We start from the raw sequence: 17,307 nt of genomic DNA, 5'->3' as shown, positions 1-17,307 counted from the left end.
CTACAGCGGCGCGATGTCCGGCGCCCCCAACCGCGCCGCGTCCGCCGTCAGATCGTCCGGCTGCAGCTGCGACTCCCGCTCCGCCTCCACCCGCTTCTCGTAGTGCTCGACCTCGCGCTCGATCTGGTCCTTGTCCCAGCCGAGGACCTTGGCCATCAGCTCCGCGCACTCCCGCGCGCTGCGCGTGCCCCGGTCGAAGGTCTCGATGGAGATCCGCGTACGCCGCGTCAGGACGTCGTCGAGATGCCGCGCCCCCTCGTGCGAGGCCGCGTACACCACTTCGGCGCGCAGATAGTCGTCCGCACCCGTGAGCGGCTCGGCGAGCGAGGTATCACGCGCGATGAGGTCGAGGAGCTCCTCGGTGAGCGCCCCGTACCGGTTCAACAGGTGCTCCACGCGCACCACATGGAGCCCGGTCCGCTGCGCGATCCGCGCCCGCGCGTTCCACAGCGCCTTGTACCCCTCGGCGCCGAGCAGCGGAATGTCCTCGGTGACGCATTCGGCCACCCGCTGGTCGAGCGCGTGCACCGCCTCGTCCACGGCGTCCTTCGCCATCACGCGGTACGTCGTGTACTTGCCGCCCGCGACGACCACGAGCCCCGGCACCGGATGCGCCACGGTGTGCTCGCGCGACAGCTTGCTGGTCGCGTCCGACTCCCCGGCGAGCAGCGGCCGCAGGCCCGCGTACACACCCTGTACGTCATCCCTCGTCAGCGGCACCCCGAGCACCGAGTTCACATGCTCGAGCAGATAGTCGATGTCCGCGCTGGACGCCGCCGGATGCGCCTTGTCCAGATCCCACTTGGTGTCGGTGGTCCCGACGATCCAGTGCCGCCCCCAGGGGATCACGAAGAGCACGCTCTTCTCGGTACGGAGGATCAGCCCCGTACTCGAATTGATCCGGTCCTTCGGCACGACCAGATGGATGCCCTTGGACGCCCGCACGTGGAACTGCCCGCGCTCACCGACCATGGCCTGGGTGTCGTCCGTCCACACCCCGGTCGCGTTGACGATCTGCCGCGCCCTGATCTCGTACTCGCCACCGCCCTCGACGTCCTGCACCCGCGCCCCGACGACCCGCTCGCCCTCGCGCAGGAACCCGGTCACCCGCGCACGGTTGGCGGCCAGCGCGCCGTACGAGGCGGCGGTCCGCACGAGCGTCGCCACATACCGGGCGTCATCCATCTGCGCGTCGTAGTACTGCAACGCCCCCACCAGCGCGTCCTTCTTCAAGCAGGGCGCGACGCGCAGCGCATGACGCCGCGACAGATGCCGGTGCATCGGCAGCCCCCGGCCATGGCTCTTCGCCATCGACATCGCGTCGTACAGCGCGACCCCGGACCCCGCGTACAGCCGCTCCCAGCCCTTGCCCTGCAGCGGATAGAGGAACGGCACCGGCTTCACCAGATGCGGCGCGAGCCGTTCGAGCAGCAGCCCGCGCTCCTTGAGCGCCTCCCGTACGAGCGCGAAGTCCAGCATCTCCAGATAGCGCAGGCCTCCGTGGATCAGTTTGCTGGAGCGGCTCGACGTGCCCGAGGCCCAGTCGCGCGCCTCCACGAGCCCTGTCGACAGGCCCCGGGTGACGGCGTCGAGCGCCGTCCCCGCGCCGACCACGCCGGCGCCCACCACCAGTACGTCCAGTTCCCGCTCGGCCATCGCCGCGAGGGCCTCGGCCCGCTCGGCCGGTCCCAGTGTCGCTGTCCTCACTGCTGCCTCCCGTCGCCCCCGTGTGGTCGGGCTCACACCGTCGATTCTGTCCGCAGTCCAGGTCTTCAGCCACCACGCGTCGTGCGACTTTCCGGGCGAGCCGCCCTGAGAGCCGACACTCGGGACATAGCCGACCTGCAATGCGTCATATCGGTCATATTTACCCCTAACCTGACATTGCGCTCAGCCGTTTTGTCCACCCGGCTTGCGCGTCCCGCCCGTCCCGGTTAGAGGGAAGGTTTTCGCCATGCCCGCGGATCTCGCCGTCGTAGGACTCGGCCATCTCGGCCTTCCGCTCGCCCAGGCCGCCGTCTCGGCAGGCATCGAGACCGTCGCCTACGACCCGCGTCACACCACGGAGCTCGCCGCCGGCCGGCTGCCCGCCGACGAGGGCGCCCTGACCACCGCCGATCTGCGCCGGATGCTCTCGGGGGGCTTCCGGACCACCACCAACCCGGTCGAACTCGGCCGGGTCCGCACCGCGGTCATCTGCGCCCCCACTCCCCTGGGCGCCGACCGCACACCCGACCTCACCCAGGTCGCCGAGGCCGCCCAGGCCCTGGCGGCCCGGCTGCGCCCGCACACCACGGTGATCCTCGAATCCCCCGCCTACCCGGGCACGACCGAGGAATTCCTGCGCCCCCTCCTGGAGGAGGGCTCGGGTCTGACCGCCGGCCGCGACTTCCACCTCGCGTACTCCCCCGGCCGCTTCGACCCCGGCAACCGCACGCACGGTTACGGCAATACGCCGAAGGTCATCGGCGGCCTGACCCCCGCCTGCACGGAGTCGGCCGCGGCCTTCTACGGCCGCCTCACCGACAAGGTCGTCCGGGCGCGAGGGCCCCGCGAGGCCGAGACGACCCACCTCCTGGAAACCAATTTCCGGCACGTCAACATCGCCCTGATGAACGAAATGGCCGTGCTCTGCCACGACTTGGGCGTGGACCTGTGGGACGTCATCCGCTGCGCCGAGACCAAGCCCTTCGGCTTCCAGGCCTTCCGCCCGGGACCCGGCGTCGGCGGCCACGCGGTCGCCCTCGACCCCGCGTACCTCCCGCACGCGGCGCGCACCCCGGGCCACCCGCTGCGGATGACCGGTCTCGCGCAGGAGATCAACAGCCGTATGCCCCAGTACGTCATCCAGCGCGCGGCCACGCTCCTCAACGAGCACGGCAAGTCGGTCCGCGGCGCCCGCGTCCTGCTCCTCGGCGTGACCTACAAGCCGGACATCGCGGACCAACAGGGCACCCCTGCCGAGGAGATCGCCACCCGCCTCATGCAGATGGGCGCCTCGATCAGCTACCACGACCCGCACATCCCGCACTGGCGCATCCTCGGCCGGCCCGTCCCCCGCGCCGACTCCCTCTACGAGGCCGCCGCCGACGCCGACCTGACCCTCCTCCTCCAGCCTCACCGCACGTACGACCTCCAAGGCCTCGCGGTGAAAGCCCAGTTGCTCCTGGATACGCGTGGTGCGACTCCCGTGGGGGCCGCGCACCGGCTGTGAAGCCTTTGAAACGGGCTGGGTGACTGTCGCCGCGGGCTGCTAGCCTGCGGCGTCATTCATCGCACAAGCGTGCGCCGCTCTCGCATGCGTGTGCGCACCGTTCCCATGGGGGGATCACCCGTATGTCCCAGGCCTTTCCGCCTCAGCAGCCGCAGCAGCCCGCGGGCCAGAACCCGTTCGGCCAGCCGGCCCCGTTCCAGCCGACCCCGCCGCCGGCCCGTAGTGGCAATGTCGGCGTCGCGATCGTCGTGGCCGTCGTGGCGGCGGTCGCCGCTGCCGCCGCGTACGGCGGTCTGATGCGCGCCTTCGCAGACGACGAGGGCGGCTACACCGAGATCGGTTACGTGGCCGTCGGTGTCGGCGCCCTGATCGGTTTCGCGGCCGGCAAGCTCGGCGGCCGCAACCCGCTGCTGCCCATCGTCAGCGCGGTGCTCGCCTTGGCGGCCGTCTACGTGGGCCAGATCTTCGGCATGTCGCTGATAGCCAGCCACGTGGTCGAGCAGGCCGGCATGACCGCGTCCTGGACCGATTTCCTCGGCTCCGACAACATCTTGAAGACGAGCGCCTTCGAGGGCTGGAAGGAAGACGCCGACGCCATGACGTACCTCTTCATCGCGATCGGCGGCTTCGTCGGCTTCAGCTCCGCCAAGAAGATCGGCGGCTGATCCGCAGCAGCGCATACGAAGGGGCCCGCACCGATCGGTGCGGGCCCCTTCGCGTACGTACGAGACGAACCTCAGCGCTGGTGCTGCGCGTTCGCCACCGTGACCTCGACCCGCTGGAACTCCTTGAGCTCGCTGTAGCCGGTCGTCGCCATCGAGCGGCGCAGGGCGCCGAAGAAGTTCATCGAGCCGTCGGGGGTGTGCGAGGGACCGGTGAGGATCTCCTCGGTGGTGCCCACCGTGCCCAGGTCGACCTTCTTGCCGCGCGGCACGTCCTCGTGGACGGCCTCCATGCCCCAGTGGTGCCCCTTGCCGGGCGCGTCCGTGGCACGGGCCAGCGGGGAGCCGATCATCACGGAGTCGGCGCCGCACGCGATGGCCTTGGGCAGGTCGCCGGACCAGCCCACGCCGCCGTCGGCGATGACGTGCACGTAGCGGCCGCCGGACTCGTCCATGTAGTCGCGGCGGGCCGCGGCCACATCGGCGACGGCGGTGGCCATCGGGACCTGGATGCCCAGGACGTTACGGGTGGTGTGGGCGGCGCCGCCGCCGAAGCCGACGAGCACGCCCGCCGCGCCCGTACGCATCAGGTGCAGGGCCGCGGTGTACGTGGCGCAGCCGCCGACGATCACCGGGACGTCCAGCTCGTAGATGAACTGCTTCAGGTTCAGCGGCTCGGCGGCACCAGAGACGTGCTCGGCCGAGACGGTCGTACCGCGGATGACGAAGAGGTCCACGCCGGCGTCCACGACGGCCTTCGAGAACTGCGCGGTGCGCTGCGGCGAGAGCGCGGCGGCTGTGACGACACCGGAGTCGCGCACCTCCTTGATGCGCTGTCCGATCAGCTCTTCCTTGATCGGGGCCGCGTAGATCTCCTGGAGGCGGCGCGTGGCGGCCTCGGAGTCGAGCTCGGCGATCTCGTCGAGCAGCGGCTGCGGGTCCTCGTAACGGGTCCACAGGCCCTCGAGGTTGAGCACCCCGAGGCCGCCCATCTCACCGATGCGGATCGCGGTCCCCGGCGAGACCACGGAGTCCATGGGAGCGGCCAGGAACGGCAGCTCGAAGCGGTAGGCGTCGATCTGCCAGGCGATCGAGACCTCCTTCGGGTCCCGCGTACGACGGCTCGGGACGATGGCGATGTCGTCGAACGCGTACGCGCGGCGGCCGCGCTTGCCGCGCCCGATCTCGATCTCAGTCACTTTGGGAGGTGCCTTTCCCTCTGGGTCCTACTGGGTCCTTCTCGGCCTGCCCGTCCAGTATCCCTGACACACGGAGCAGGGGCGGCCCCGGGAATCCGGAACCGCCCCTGACCTCGCTGTCCGTACGGAACAGGCGGCTACTTACGGCTGTAGTTCGGCGCCTCGACCGTCATCTGGATGTCGTGCGGGTGGCTCTCCTTGAGGCCCGCGGACGTGATGCGCACGAAGCGGCCCTTGCTCTCCATCTCCTCGATGGTGGCGGCGCCCACGTAACCCATCGTCTGGCGCAGACCGCCGACGAGCTGGTGCAGGACGTTGGCCAGCGGGCCGCGGTAGGGCACCTGGCCCTCGATGCCCTCGGGCACGAGCTTGTCGTCGGAGGCGATGTCCGCCTGGAAGTAACGGTCCTTCGAGTACGAGCGGCCCTGGCCGCGCGACTGCATGGCGCCGAGCGAGCCCATGCCGCGGTACGACTTGAACTGCTTGCCGTTGATGAACATCAGCTCACCGGGCGACTCCTCGCAGCCCGCGAGCAGGCTGCCCAGCATCACCGTGGAGGCGCCGGCGGCCAGCGCCTTGCCGATGTCGCCCGAGTACTGCAGACCGCCGTCGCCGATGACCGGGACGCCGGCCGCCTGGGCCGCGAGCGCCGCCTCGTAGATGGCGGTGACCTGCGGGACACCGATACCGGCGACCACGCGGGTGGTGCAGATGGAGCCGGGTCCGACACCGACCTTGACGCCGTCGACACCGGCGTCGATCAGGGCCTGGGCGCCGTCGCGGGTGGCGACGTTGCCGCCGATCACATCCACGTGCACCGCGGACTTGATCTTCGACATCCAGCTCAGGGCGTTGCTGTTGTGGCCGTGCGAGGTGTCGACGACCAGGAAGTCCACACCGGCGCCGGCCAGCGCCTGGGCGCGCTCCAGCGCCTCGGGGCTGGCACCGACGGCGGCACCGACGAGCAGCCGGCCCTCGCCGTCCTTGGCCGCGTTCGGGTACTGCTCGGCCTTCACGAAGTCCTTCACCGTGATGAGGCCCTTGAGCACACCGGAGTCGTCGACGAGCGGCAGCTTCTCGATCTTGTGGCGGCGAAGGAGCTCCATGGCGTCCACGCCGGAGATGCCGACCTTGCCGGTGACCAGCGGCATCGGCGTCATGACCTCGCGCACCTGACGGGTGCGGTCGGTCTCGAAGGCCATGTCACGGTTGGTGACGATGCCGAGCAGCTTGCCGTTGCCGTCCGTCACGGGAACGCCGCTGATACGGAACTTCGCACAGAGCGCGTCCGCCTCGCCGAGCGTGGCGTCGGGGTTCACGGTGATGGGGTCGGTGACCATGCCGGACTCGGAGCGCTTCACGAGGTCGACCTGGTTGACCTGGTCCTCGACGGACAGGTTGCGGTGCAGCACACCGACACCGCCCTGACGCGCCATGGCGATGGCCATCCGCGACTCGGTGACCTTGTCCATCGCGGCGGAGAGCAGCGGGATGTTCACGCGGACGTTCCGCGAGATGCGGGACGAGGTGTCGACCGCGTTCGGAAGGACCTCCGACGCGCCCGGCAACAGCAGCACGTCGTCGTAGGTCAGCCCGAGTGTCGCGAATTTCTCGGGCACTCCGTCGACGTTTGCAGTCATGACACCTTCCCCAAATGGCCTTGATCGGTGCGGATGTCCATGCTAACGGCCAGCGGGGGTGTCTCATTCCACGATCAAGATCATCGGTCTTCTTTGTACGTTCGCACGTACGCGATCTTCGTCGTGTGCTACCGGCGAAAAGCCAGGCCGCTACTGCTCGGCCAGCGCCCTGAGCCGGCTCAGGGCCCGGTGCTGCGCGACGCGCACGGCACCCGGAGACATCCCCAGCATCTGCCCGGTCTCCTCCGCGGTGAGACCGACGGCGATCCGCAGCAGCAACAGCTCGCGCTGGGTCTGCGGAAGATTGGCGAGCAGCTTCTTGGCCCACTCGGCGTCCGAACTCAGGAGCGCGCGCTCCTCGGGCCCGAGCGAGTCGTCGGGCCGCTCGGGCATCTCGTCGCTGGGCACGGCGGTCGATCCGGGGTGCCGCATGGCGGCCCGCTGCAGATCGGCGACCTTGTGCCCGGCGATGGCGAAGACGAAGGCCTCGAAGGGCCGGCCGGTGTCCTTGTAGCGCGGCAGCGCGAGCAGCACCGCGACACAGACTTCCTGCGCAAGGTCCTCGACGAAGTGCCGCGCGTCGCCCGGCAGTCGGGACAGCCGCGTACGGCAGTAGCGCAGCGCCAGCGGGTGCACACGGGCGAGCAGATCGTGCGTGGCCTGCTGATCGCCTTCGACGGCACGGTGAACGAGGGCACCGACAGTGGTGGTCTCGTCCTCGCGCATCGGTCCATGGTGCCTTGGCGTCGTCCGATCCGTGGCACCGCGTCCATAGTTGTGCACCGAAGCGTTATGAGCAGGTGCGCCGGAACTCATCTCCTGCGCCCTCCCCTCCCGCTCGACCGACTCGTCCCCGAGGAACTCCACACCCTCAAGGATGCGGCATCGCGCGGGAAACAGGGAAAACCGCTCCCGAGCGAGTGGATCCGCTCATCCGCCGGCCCGCCCGCAGCGGCGCGGGCGGGACTCGTCGGAGGTTGGTTCAGCGCACCAGGCCCCAACGGAAACCGAGCGCCACGGCGTGCGCGCGGTCGGAGGCGCCGAGCTTCTTGAACAGCCGACGGGCGTGCGTCTTGACCGTGTCCTCCGAGAGGAACAGCTCACGGCCGATCTCCGCATTGGACCGCCCATGGCTCATGCCCTCGAGCACCTGGATCTCCCGCGCGGTGAGCGTGGGCGCCGCACCCATCTCGGCCGAACGCAGCCGGCGCGGGGCCAGCCGCCAGGTCGGGTCGGCGAGCGCCTGCGTGACGGTCGCGCGCAGCTCGGCGCGCGAGGCGTCCTTGTGCAGATAGCCGCGGGCACCGGCGGCGACCGCGAGCGCGACGCCGTCCAGGTCCTCGGCGACCGTGAGCATGATGATCCGGGCGCCCGGATCGGCCGAGAGCAGCCGGCGCACGGTCTCGACGCCGCCGAGACCGGGCATGCGTACGTCCATCAGAATCAGGTCCGAGCGATCGGCGCCCCAGCGGCGGAGGACTTCCTCGCCGTTGGCCGCCGTCGTCACACGCTCTACACCGGGCACGGTAGCCACCGCACGGCGGAGCGCTTCGCGGGCAAGCGGGGAGTCGTCGCAGACGAGGACGGATGTCATGACTGTCGTCCTCCGCGGCTCCTGCAGCTGATGCGCGTCACCTTGAGCCTCCAGGCTGAATACGAATCGTCACCTGAGCGGTTGACACCCTCGGACACCTGCCCGAGCGCTTCCTATTTCAACCGCCTCCGCACTCTCAACGACGGTCACTCGAAAGAGTTACGGGTCGGTCGGCCGCCTTCGGCACTCTACGTGATGGGCCGTTCACCGGGTTGTGATCGCGGACATCAGGGCACCTGCGGGCCGCCGAGGATTCACCGAAAGCTATGCCCCATTTAGCGCCTTTTCTTCCCTTTTGGTGGTGTCTGTGACTAGATTCGCAATCAGTCATATTTACATCTACTCAGACAGTAGATGTACGGCATGGGCGTCCGACCAGCCCTCGTCCGGGCACCTGCTACCGCCCGACCGGGCATCGGATCCGCCTTCGAACGGTTGCAAGGGGACAAGCAATGGCAGATTTCTCCCGCCTTCCCGGGCCGAACGCCGACCTATGGGACTGGCAGCTGCTCGCAGCCTGCCGAGGGGTCGACAGTTCGCTCTTCTTCCACCCGGAGGGCGAGCGTGGCGCCGCACGGAGCGCTCGCGAGAACTCGGCCAAAGAGGTCTGCATGCGCTGCCCCGTCCGCGCCGAGTGCGCGGCCCACGCCCTCGCGGTGCGTGAGCCGTACGGCGTATGGGGCGGCCTGACCGAGGACGAGCGCGAAGAGCTGATGGGCCGGGCACGCAACCGGCTCGTACCGGCGACCAGCACGATGTCCGCCAACTGAGGAAACGTTTCTTCGCGCGGCTTCGTGCCGCTCGGCGGGCGGCTGCTGCGGGCCCGGCTCCTCAGTGGGCCGCGGCCGCGGACAGCCGGTCGGCGGCCGCCGCGAGCTGGTCCAGCGTGGCCGCCACGGTGGGCACGCGGGCGAGGTCGGGCAGCGTGAGCGCGACGATCTCGCGGCGTACGGCCGGCTCCACCGTGACCGTGCGGGCGCCCTTCGGGCCCACCGAATCGATGGCGAGCTCGGGCAGCACCGCGACGCCGAGACCGGCTCCGACCAGGCCGATCACCGCCGGATAGTCATCGGTCGCGAAGTCGATACGCGGTGCGAAGCCGGCGCTCTCGCAGACGTCGACCAGCTGTCGGCGGCAGCGCGGGCAGCCCGCGATCCAGGACTCGTCGGCGAACTCGGCGATGGAGACCGCCTCGTCGCCGCTCAGCCGGTGATCCGCCGGGATCAGGCCGACAAGACGGTCGGCGAGCAACGGGCGTACGACAAGGTCGCTCCACTCGTCGTCCGCGTGCGCCCCTTCGTAGCGGAAGGCGAGCGCGACATCGCAGTCGCCTTCGCGGAGCATCTCGACCGAGCGCGGCGGTTCGGCCTCGACGAGCGAGACCCGGGTGCCGGGGTGCGCCGCGCGCAGGGCCGCGAGGGCCGAAGGGACCAGTGCCGAGCTGCCGCTCGGGAACGAGACCAGACGGACCCGGCCCGCGCGCAGGCCGGCGATCGCGGCGACCTCCTCCTCGGCGGCGGTGAGTCCGGCGAGGATGCCCGCGGCATGCCTGACCAGGGCTTCTCCCGCCTGGGTCAGACGCATTTCACGGCCCGTACGGATGAGCAGCGGGGTGCCCGTGGACTGTTCGAGCGCCTTCATCTGCTGGCTGACGGCCGGCTGCGTACAGCCGAGTTCGCGGGCCGCGGCGGAGAAGGAGCCGGTGGCGGCGACGGCGCGGAGCACACGGAGATGACGGGCCTCGATCATGACGCAAGCATAAGTGAGGCTTGGGGCAAGAGGCGAAAAGTGCTCGACGACTTGGGGAATGATCTCTAGCGTGAGCGGCATGAAGCTTCTGAGTCTGAATATCGGCAAGGCCACTCCCGTCCCGTTCACGGATCATCCGAGCGGGACGTCCGGTATCGACAAGCTGCCGGTCGACGGGCCGGTCCGGGTCGCGGCGCCCGGGGCGAAGGGCAAGGGGCCGAGCGGGGTGGCCGGGGACGACGTGTGCGACCAGCGCGTGCACGGCGGGAACGATCAGGCCGTGTACGCCTACGCGCGCGAGGACCTGGACCGCTGGGAGAAGGAGTTCGGGCGCCCGCTGCGCAACGGGTCCTTCGGCGAGAACCTCACGACCTCCGGTCTCGACGTGTCCGGCGCGCTGATCGGTGAGCGCTGGAGGGTCGGCTCGCAGCTCGTCCTCGAGGTGACGTCCGGACGTATCCCGTGCCAGACGTTCGCCGGGCATCTCGGCGAGCAGCACTGGCAGAAGCGCTTCACTCAGGACGGTGCGGCCGGGGCGTATTTCAGGGTGATCGAGCCGGGTGCGATCGCGGCGGGGGATCCGATCGAGATCGTGCACCGGCCGGACCATGACGTGACGGTCGCGCTGCAGTTCCGGGCCTCGACCCTGGACCGGTCGCTGCTCTCTCAGGTGCTCGCGGCGGGTGAGGCGCTGCACTACGAGGCCTTGGCGAACGCCCGTAAGTACGTGGAGAAGTACGGGGGTTGAGCCCGAGCCCGTAGGGGGCGGCGGACCCCGCCTCCGTAGGGGGCGGGCCGGGGTCGCTTCAGGGCATTTCCCGATGGGTTGCCGCGCCCGCTGCCACGACCGTTGGGACATGACGAAAACGAGTGGCGGACGCGGCAGGCTGAAGCGGGTCCTCATCATCTTCTCCGTGGTCGTGGGCGTCCTGGTGGCGGCGGTCGGCGGGGGCTTCGCGTGGCTGTGGACCGGCGCCGACGTGAACACCGTCGGCAAGGAGCCGTTCACCAACCGGCTCGCCGTACCGCCGCTCGCGGAGTCGACCGTCGAGAAGGACGGCACCCGGGTCTTCGACCTGCGGATGCAGGCCGGCGAGAAGGAGTTCAAGTCAGGGCGGAAGACGCCCACTTGGGGCTTCAACGGCGACTACCTCGGGCCCACGCTGCGCGCCGAGCGCGGCGAGAAGGTCAAGGTGCGGATAGCCAACGGTCTGGACGAGGCGTCCACCGTGCACTGGCACGGGATGCATCTGCCGGCGGCGATGGACGGCGGCCCGCACCAGATGGTCGGGCCGGGCGGCAAGTGGGCTCCGCGGTGGAAGATCGACCAGCCCGCGTCGACGCTCTGGTACCACCCGCACCCGCACGGGCAGACCGAGCAGCATGTGCAGCGCGGGCTCGCCGGGATGTTCCTGCTCGACGACGAGAAGTCCGCCGCGCTCGATCTGCCCGACGCGTACGGGGTGAACGATGTGCCGGTCATCGTGCAGGACGTGACGTTCGACGGGGCGAAGTTCGACCACGGCCACGACTTCCTGCGGAACACCGGCTTCCTGGGCGACCGGACGATGGTCAACGGCACGCTCAATCCGTACCAGGAAGTCGGCGACGAGCTCGTACGGCTGCGGCTGCTGAACGCCTCGACCGCCCGTGTCTATGACTTCGGCTTCTCCGACGACCGGGACTTCGCGCTGATCGGCACGGACGGCGGTCTGCTCGAGAAGCCCGCGGCCATGGACCGTGTGCAGCTGTCACCGGGTGAGCGCGCCGAGATCGTCGTACGGATGAAGCCGGGCGAGAAGACCGTGCTGCGCAGCTTCCCGCAGGACAACTACGGGGGTGCCTGGCAGACGCGGTTCAGCGGGGGCGCCGACTCCTTCGACGTACTGGAGCTGCGGGCGAAGCAGTCGCTGCGGGACTCCCCGGAACTGCCCGTGCAGCTCGGCGAGTTGGAAGTACCGGACGGCTCCGAGTCCGCGAAGGAGCGGTTCTTCGGTCTGAAGATGTCCGGGATCAACGAACGCCCGATGGACATGGACCGGATCGACGAGGTGGTCACGCGCGGTACGACGGAGACCTGGACCGTGCGCAACGACGACGGGATGCCGCACAACTTCCATGTGCACGATGTGCAGTTCAGGGTCCTGGAGGTGAACGGCGAGCAGCCGCCGCCGGAGCTGCGCGGCGCCAAGGACACGGTGTTCGTGCCCGGCGCTACGACGGTGAAGCTGGCGATGCGCTTCGACGGTCCGGCCGATCCGGACACCCCGTACATGTACCACTGCCATCTGCTGTCCCACGAGGACGGCGGGATGATGGGGCAGTTCGTGGTCGTGGAGAAGGGGCAGAAGGCCGGGAAGCCCACCGGGTCGGGCGGCGCCCACGATCATCATTAGCCTTGGCCCATGACTACGGCTCTCATCACCGGTGCGACCGCCGGTATCGGCGCCGCCTTCGGGCGGCGCCTCGCGGCGGACGGGCACAACCTGGTCCTGGTGGCCCGGGACACCAAACGCCTGCGGGAGCAGGCGACCGAGCTGCACGACCGGCACGGCATCGAGGCCGAGGTGCTGACCGCGGATCTGGCGACGGAGGGCGGCATCGAGTCCGTCGAGAAGCGCCTCGCCGACCCGCGCAACCCCGTCGACCTGCTGGTCAACAACGCGGGCTTCGGCAACAAGGGCCGCTATCTCGAGGTCTCCATGGCCGACGAGCTGACCATGCTCAAGGTGCACTGCGAGGCGGTGCTCCGGCTGACGTCGGCGGCCGCCGCGTCGATGCGCGAGCGCGGCCGCGGCGGCGTGGTGAACGTCGCCTCGGTGGCGGCGTTCGTGCCGCGCGGGACGTACGGCGCGTCGAAGGCGTGGGTCGTGCAGTTCACGCAGGGCGCCGCCAAGGACCTGGCCGGTTCGGGCGTACGGCTCATGGCCCTGTGCCCCGGCTTCGTCCGTACGGAGTTCCACCAGCGGGCCGGCATGGGCACCGACAACATCCCGAGCTGGATGTGGCTCGACGCGGACAAGGTGGTCGCGACGGCCCTCGCGGACCTGGCCCGCGGCAAACAGGTCTCGATCCCGGACGCCCGCTACAAGACACTCCTCGGCGCGGCAAAGCTCGTCCCGCGCAACCTGCTGGGCGGCATCACGTCGAAGACGGGGCGCAAGTACGGGCCGCAGTAGCCCCGTTCCCTGGACGGACCGACAACGCCGACGGCCCGGCACCCCAGTGGGGCGCCGGGCCGTCGTACGAGCTGAGAGCTGAGCGCTCAGACCTCAGTGGGAGTGGCCGTGACCGTGGCCGTGGCCGGACTCGGAGTCCTCCTCGGCCGGCTTCTCGACGACCAGGGTCTCGGTCGTGAGGAGCAGGGAGGCGATGGAGGCGGCGTTCTCCAGGGCGGAGCGGGTGACCTTGACCGGGTCGATGACGCCGGCCTTGACCAGGTCGCCGTACTCGCCGGTCGCGGCGTTGAAGCCCTGGCCCTTGTCGAGCTCGGCGACCTTCGCGGTGATGACGTAACCCTCGAGGCCGGCGTTCTCGGCGATCCAGCGCAGCGGCTCGACGGCGGCGCGGCGGACGACGGCGACACCGGTGGCCTCGTCGCCCTCCTTGCCGAGGTTGCCCTCGAGGACCTTCACGGCGTGGACGAGCGCGGAGCCACCACCGGAGACGATGCCCTCCTCGACCGCGGCGCGGGTCGCGGAGATGGCGTCCTCCAGACGGTGCTTCTTCTCCTTGAGCTCGACCTCGGTGGCCGCACCGACGCGGATCACGCAGACACCGCCGGCCAGCTTCGCGAGGCGCTCCTGGAGCTTCTCGCGGTCCCAGTCGGAGTCCGTGGAGTCGATCTCGGCCTTGATCTGGGCGACGCGGCCCTGGACCTCGGAGGAGTCGCCACCGCCGTCGACGATCGTGGTGTCGTCCTTGGAGATGGTGACGCGGCGGGCGGAGCCGAGCACGTCCAGACCGGCCTGGTCGAGCTTGAGGCCGACCTCTTCGGCGATGACGGTGGCGCCCGTGAGGACCGCCATGTCCTGCAGCATCGCCTTGCGGCGGTCGCCGAAGCCGGGGGCCTTGACGGCCACGGCGTTGAACGTGCCGCGGATCTTGTTCACGACCAGGGTCGACAGGGCCTCGCCCTCGACGTCCTCGGCGATGATCAGGAGCGGACGCGAGCCGCCGGCCTGGATGACCTTCTCCAGGAGCGGGAGCATGTCCTGGATCGAGGAGATCTTGCCCTGGTTGATCAGGATGTACGGGTCGTCGAGGACGGCCTCCATACGCTCCTGGTCGGTGACGAAGTACGGGGACAGGTAGCCCTTGTCGAAGGCCATGCCCTCGGTGAAGTCGAGCTCCAGACCGAAGGTGTTGGACTCCTCGACGGTGATGACACCGTCCTTGCCGACCTTGTCCATGGCCTCGGCGATGAGCTCGCCGATCTGCTTGTCCTGGGCGGACAGCGCGGCCACGGCGGCGATGTCGGACTTCTCCTCGATCGGACGCGCGGTCGCGAGGAGCTCCTCGGACACGGCCTTGACGGCGGCGTCGATGCCCTTCTTCAGGAGGGCCGGGGAAGCACCGGCGGCGACGTTGCGCAGGCCCTCGCGTACGAGCGCCTGGGCGAGCACGGTGGCGGTGGTCGTACCGTCACCCGCGATGTCGTTGGTCTTGGTCGCCACCTCCTTCACCAGCTGCGCACCGAGGTTCTCGTACGGGTCCTCGACCTCGACCTCACGGGCGATGGTCACACCGTCGTTGGTGATGGTGGGGGCGCCGAACTTCTTGTCGATGACGACGTTGCGGCCCTTGGGGCCGATCGTCACCTTGACCGTGTCGGCAAGCTTGTTGACGCCACGCTCGAGGGCGCGACGGGCGTCCTCGTCGAACTTCAGGATCTTCGCCATGGAGCTTCTCTGTCCTCTCGAAAAAAATGAACTGCGCCCCTGACCGCCCGGCAATGAATGAATTCAGCGGGGGCCAGGGGCGCAGGTCAAAGCAAAACTGGTGAATTACTTCTCGACGATCGCGAGCACGTCGCGAGCCGAGAGGACGAGGTACTCCTCGCCGTTGTACTTCACCTCGGTGCCGCCGTACTTGCTGTACAGCACGATGTCGCCGGTCTTCACGTCGAGCGGCAGACGCTCGCCGTTCTCGAAGCGGCCCGGGCCCACGGCGAGGACGACGCCCTCCTGGGGCTTCTCCTTCGCGGTGTCCGGGATGACCAGGCCAGAGGCCGTGGTCTGCTCGGCGTCGAGCGGCTGGACCACGATGCGGTCCTCGAGCGGCTTGATGGCAACCTTGGAGCTGGCGGTCGTCACGATCCGACCTCCCCCTTCGGAGATCTCGGGGATGAACTGTCTGAGGTGGCGACCAGGTGGATCCGTCGTCGCGGGTGCCGGACCTGCCCGTCGCTGTGTTGGCACTCTCCAGTGGGGAGTGCCAGGCCCGAGACTATGACCGCGATTAGCACTCGGTCAAGCGGAGTGCCAATGAGGGGCCCGGTTTCGCGCTGAGGTGAACGCTCCGCCGGAGCCGCCGGTTCCGGGACACCGTACGAACATGCCTGCTCACAACCCGCGCAGCGGCGGCTGCTTCGACGGCCTGTTCGCGCTCCTCATGGTGGTCGCCGACATCGCGGCGCTGGCCGCCGCCGGGCTCTGGCTGGGGCTGCGCGGACTGGGACGCGGCGTGGAGGACGGGGCCGAAGGCGAGGGCGGGCCCTTTGCCGCCTCGCCGATGGACTGGACACCCGTCGTGGTGTTCGGCCTCGTGCTCGCGACGATGGCGCTCCTCACGCGCGCCTTCTGGAGCAGCGGGATCCGGATCACCACAGGCGTCCAGGCCGCGTTCACTCTGCTCACCGGCGTCCTGCTCTGCGTCGTCCTGGCACAGGAGTACGACCGCAGCCACCCCGAGCCCGCGGCGCCCGCACCCACGTCCACGTACGACGGCACGCACGGCCGATGCCGAAGCGGCGGCGACTCCCACGAGTGCCTTGGAGGCTGAGGGGAGTCACCGCCGCCGCGCGTGAGCCGCTACCAGTGGATGACGACCTTGTCGCCCGTCTTCACCTGGTTGTCGAACAGCCACTTGATGCCCTCGTAGTCGCGGACGTTCACGCACCCGTACGAGCCGCCCGTGTAGCCGTTCTGCGCGAAGTTCTCGGAGTAGTGGACGGCCTGGCCGCCGTCGAAGAACATCGCGAACGGCATCGCCGAGTCGTAGAGCGTCGAGACGTGGTCGCGGCTCTTCCAGTAGACCGAGAAGACGCCCTCACGGGTCTCGTAGCCCTCCGCGCCGAAGCGGACGTCCAGCAGCTTGTGGACCTTGCCGTCGATCACCCAGGCCAGCTTCTTGGAGGTCTTGGAGATGCACAGCACCCGGCCGGTCAGGCAGCGGTCGTCGAGGTCGGCCTTGGAGGCGTCCACCGTGGGCAGCTCGACCGGCGGCTTGAGCTCATCCTGCGTGGGTGTCTTGGTCTGGGACTTCAGCTTCTCCCAGGTGTCCTCGTAGACGGTCCCGGTGACCTCGAGGCCCGCGGCCTGCTGGTACGCCTTGACGGCCGTCAGCGTGACATCGCCGTAGAACCCGGTGGGCTTGTCCTTGAAGTGCCCCAACTGCTTGAGCCGGGCCTGCAGTTCACGCACCTTGTCGCTGTTGTCGCCGTGGCCGAGCACCTGCTTCTTCGGGAACAGCTCGTCCTGCGTGGGTGCCTTGGTCTGGGACGTCAGCTTCTTCCAGGTCGAGGCGGTGACGATGCCGGTGACCTCGAGCTTCTGCCCCGCCTGGTACTCGGCCACGGCCCCCTCGGTCGCCGGACCGTAATTGCCGTTGGGCACCGCCTTGAGGTGCTCGACCTGGACGAGGCGGGCCTGCAGCTCGCGCACCTCGTCGGAGTTGTCGCCCGGCTTGAGGACGACCTCCTCGGTCTCCTTCTCCTTCGCGCTGGGCTTCTCGCTCGGCTCGGTCTGCCCGGACGACGGAGTCCGGCTCGCCGCGACCTCGTTCGCCGCGTTCTCCGCCTGGTCACCGCCCTGACTGCAGCCGGTCAGAAGGAGCGCCGCCGCGGACAGTGCGGCGACGGCAGACAGGCGTATTCGGTTCGAGCGCACAAGTCCCCCAGCTTCGATCAGCACCTACACCTCTTTAGAGACTCCAGAAACACGGAAATGTTGCACGTCCCGCGATAACGGAAACATCACAGCTATACGGCGCTTGGGGCGGCCATGAGGAGAAGCGTCCGGGAACCCTC

16 protein-coding genes are annotated in these 17,307 nt (G+C 69.3%); 7 read left to right on the top strand and 9 right to left on the bottom strand.

Annotated elements, in window-relative coordinates; translation table 11 throughout:
* The gene (locus tag G6045_RS09135) at positions 1 to 1,707 is read right to left on the bottom strand and encodes a glycerol-3-phosphate dehydrogenase/oxidase (protein WP_165331343.1); all 1,707 of its coding nucleotides are present in this window, start codon (positions 1,705 to 1,707) and stop codon (positions 1 to 3) included.
* Positions 1,708 to 1,954: 247 nt separating this feature from the next.
* Here G6045_RS09135 and G6045_RS09130 point away from each other — a divergent pair, with 247 nt between their 5' ends.
* Both G6045_RS09130 and G6045_RS09125 read left to right on the top strand, forming a co-directional pair.
* Positions 1,955 to 3,214: a nucleotide sugar dehydrogenase gene (locus G6045_RS09130; protein ID WP_165331342.1), complete on the top strand. Its 1,260-nt coding sequence runs from the start codon at positions 1,955 to 1,957 to the stop codon at positions 3,212 to 3,214.
* A 122-nt stretch (positions 3,215 to 3,336) separates the two neighbouring features.
* On the top strand, positions 3,337 to 3,879 hold the full coding sequence (locus G6045_RS09125; protein ID WP_165331341.1) for a hypothetical protein: 543 nt from the start codon (positions 3,337 to 3,339) through the stop codon (positions 3,877 to 3,879).
* Positions 3,880 to 3,950: 71 nt separating this feature from the next.
* On the opposite strand, the gene G6045_RS09120 is transcribed toward G6045_RS09125, so the two are convergent.
* The 4 genes from G6045_RS09120 to G6045_RS09105 form a co-directional block, all read right to left on the bottom strand.
* Positions 3,951 to 5,075, bottom strand: coding sequence for a GuaB3 family IMP dehydrogenase-related protein (locus G6045_RS09120; RefSeq protein WP_165331340.1), 1,125 nt, complete (start codon positions 5,073 to 5,075; stop codon positions 3,951 to 3,953).
* A 137-nt stretch (positions 5,076 to 5,212) separates the two neighbouring features.
* Positions 5,213 to 6,715 carry an IMP dehydrogenase gene (gene guaB, locus G6045_RS09115; protein ID WP_165331339.1) on the bottom strand — a complete coding sequence of 501 codons (1,503 nt, stop codon included), beginning with the start codon at positions 6,713 to 6,715 and terminating at the stop codon, positions 5,213 to 5,215.
* Positions 6,716 to 6,865: 150 nt separating this feature from the next.
* Complete coding sequence (locus G6045_RS09110; protein ID WP_328707712.1) at positions 6,866 to 7,441, bottom strand: sigma-70 family RNA polymerase sigma factor; 576 nt, start codon at positions 7,439 to 7,441, stop codon at positions 6,866 to 6,868.
* Positions 7,442 to 7,697: 256 nt separating this feature from the next.
* Positions 7,698 to 8,309 carry a response regulator transcription factor gene (locus G6045_RS09105; protein WP_003948568.1) on the bottom strand — a complete coding sequence of 204 codons (612 nt, stop codon included), beginning with the start codon at positions 8,307 to 8,309 and terminating at the stop codon, positions 7,698 to 7,700.
* Between the two features lie 452 nt (positions 8,310 to 8,761).
* Here G6045_RS09105 and G6045_RS09100 point away from each other — a divergent pair, with 452 nt between their 5' ends.
* A complete protein-coding gene (locus G6045_RS09100; RefSeq protein WP_165331338.1) occupies positions 8,762 to 9,079 on the top strand; it encodes a WhiB family transcriptional regulator in 318 nt (105 codons plus the stop codon).
* Between the two features lie 61 nt (positions 9,080 to 9,140).
* Here G6045_RS09100 and G6045_RS09095 read toward each other — a convergent pair whose 3' ends face one another.
* Positions 9,141 to 10,058 carry a LysR family transcriptional regulator gene (locus G6045_RS09095; protein WP_165331337.1) on the bottom strand — a complete coding sequence of 306 codons (918 nt, stop codon included), beginning with the start codon at positions 10,056 to 10,058 and terminating at the stop codon, positions 9,141 to 9,143.
* Positions 10,059 to 10,137: 79 nt separating this feature from the next.
* On the opposite strand from G6045_RS09095, the gene G6045_RS09090 reads away from it, so the two are divergent.
* The 3 genes from G6045_RS09090 (at position 10,138) to G6045_RS09080 (ending at position 13,237) form a co-directional block, all read left to right on the top strand.
* Entirely contained in the window at positions 10,138 to 10,806 is a 669-nt protein-coding gene (locus tag G6045_RS09090; protein WP_165331336.1) for an MOSC domain-containing protein, read from the top strand.
* A 109-nt stretch (positions 10,807 to 10,915) separates the two neighbouring features.
* A complete protein-coding gene (locus G6045_RS09085) occupies positions 10,916 to 12,454 on the top strand; it encodes a multicopper oxidase family protein (RefSeq protein WP_165331335.1) in 1,539 nt (512 codons plus the stop codon).
* 9 nt (positions 12,455 to 12,463) lie between these two features.
* A complete protein-coding gene (locus G6045_RS09080; protein ID WP_165331334.1) occupies positions 12,464 to 13,237 on the top strand; it encodes an SDR family NAD(P)-dependent oxidoreductase in 774 nt (257 codons plus the stop codon).
* Between the two features lie 93 nt (positions 13,238 to 13,330).
* Here G6045_RS09080 and groL read toward each other — a convergent pair whose 3' ends face one another.
* Complete coding sequence (gene groL / locus G6045_RS09075; RefSeq protein ID WP_165331333.1) at positions 13,331 to 14,959, bottom strand: chaperonin GroEL; 1,629 nt, start codon at positions 14,957 to 14,959, stop codon at positions 13,331 to 13,333.
* Between the two features lie 105 nt (positions 14,960 to 15,064).
* Entirely contained in the window at positions 15,065 to 15,373 is a 309-nt protein-coding gene (gene groES, locus G6045_RS09070) for a co-chaperone GroES (protein WP_016434667.1), read from the bottom strand.
* A 241-nt stretch (positions 15,374 to 15,614) separates the two neighbouring features.
* Here groES and G6045_RS09065 point away from each other — a divergent pair, with 241 nt between their 5' ends.
* On the top strand, positions 15,615 to 16,061 hold the full coding sequence (locus G6045_RS09065) for a DUF6234 family protein (protein WP_165331332.1): 447 nt from the start codon (positions 15,615 to 15,617) through the stop codon (positions 16,059 to 16,061).
* Positions 16,062 to 16,090: 29 nt separating this feature from the next.
* Here the strand turns inward: G6045_RS09065 and G6045_RS09060 are convergent, their stop codons facing one another.
* A complete protein-coding gene (locus G6045_RS09060; protein ID WP_328707711.1) occupies positions 16,091 to 17,191 on the bottom strand; it encodes a L,D-transpeptidase family protein in 1,101 nt (366 codons plus the stop codon).
* Positions 17,192 to 17,307: the final 116 nt, after the last annotated feature.

It is taken from the genome of Streptomyces mesophilus, assembly GCF_011044995.1.
GTDB lineage: Bacteria > Actinomycetota > Actinomycetes > Streptomycetales > Streptomycetaceae > Streptomyces > Streptomyces mesophilus.
This window is presented reverse-complemented; position numbering and strand designations above follow the sequence as displayed.